Consider the following 1,135-nt stretch of genomic DNA (forward strand, 5'->3'; position numbering starts at 1 on the left):
GCGATTCCGGACACACTTTTTGACCCTTAACCCGGATATTAAGGAGCATAACGGCAGTGTATGCCCGAAAAAGACGCTCTCGCGAAAAGTTCGGGTTTTCCCTGTTCAGTCTGCGCATATCTGCCATCGGTCACCGCCTCAAACCATGCTTCCTCACCTATCCAATTTCGGCGCGAAGACCGAACAATTACCTCCGGCTACGCCCCCTCTGTCAACACGACGTAGTTCGCGAATAGGAGCTCCTGGCGCTGGCGCTCTGTCGTGAGCTTCCGCGGGGCCCCGAATGTTTTATCGACCTCACGGTCAAGATCATCGTGGGCCTTGAGCAACTCGGGTGCCATCGCCAACGGGTTATAGTGCTCCGCCAGGGAACGCTCCGGGTGTAGCGCCCGGGCCTCCAGAACCTTCTTGCCCGCGTCGATGATCCGCTGTCGCGCCTTCTCATCAAGCTCCGGAACGGGGAAGGTGTTCCACGTCAGCGTGTTCGCAAAGTTCAGGTCAGACTTCATTCGTCCGCCCACTGCCCTCTGCCACGTGATGAACATCGAAGACGAAATCAGACCGAACAGAAGCCCGTCGGGGTCAACCGCTGTGTATACCTTGTCTCCAGCAATCACCTCTGGAGACAAGTGCGCCGCCGTGTAAAACAGCCGCATTTCCGACACCACACGGGGGATAGCAACATAAGGAACATCAGGTTGGTGGTTCTCTTGGAAAAGATACGGGGTCGCAGCAGACTCCTGTGTCGCCTTCTTTTTGCTCGCAAGGCGCATAGCGCGCACTGCTTCAATTCGTTCTTTCAGTACCTCTGACTTCGCTACATCTGAGGGATCAAACTCATCCGCCATCCAGAGGCACCATCGGTCTAGACCGCGCACAAGCTCTCTACCCATGCGGAATGGGCGCAGGTACTTCGCTGCGATCGGGTCGGCTGCAACCTCCGCATACTCATCGGTTTCCACAATGAGGTTTCCACCATCAGTCGGTTTAGATCCGAACCGGGCTCGGGGAATATCAGCAAGGGGCTTTGTTCGCTTCTTCACGAGCACATTTGCGCCATCGATGAGGTAGGCATTGACCCCCTTCTCGATACGCTGCTCCACCCGTTACCTTGTGAGTGTCCCCGATAATGGGG

Annotated in this window: 1 protein-coding gene; it reads right to left on the minus strand. The window is 56.3% G+C overall.

Annotation, left to right across the window (positions count from 1 at the left end):
• Positions 1 to 197 precede the first annotated feature (197 nt).
• Positions 198 to 1,103 carry a type IIL restriction-modification enzyme MmeI gene (locus HMPREF3088_RS10585; protein WP_246817953.1) on the minus strand — a complete coding sequence of 302 codons (906 nt, stop codon included), beginning with the start codon at positions 1,101 to 1,103 and terminating at the stop codon, positions 198 to 200.
• Between the last annotated feature and the right edge of the window lie 32 nt (positions 1,104 to 1,135).

The organism is Corynebacterium sp. HMSC22B11 (genome assembly GCF_001815965.1).
In the GTDB taxonomy this organism is placed as follows: Bacteria; Actinomycetota; Actinomycetes; order Mycobacteriales; family Mycobacteriaceae; genus Corynebacterium.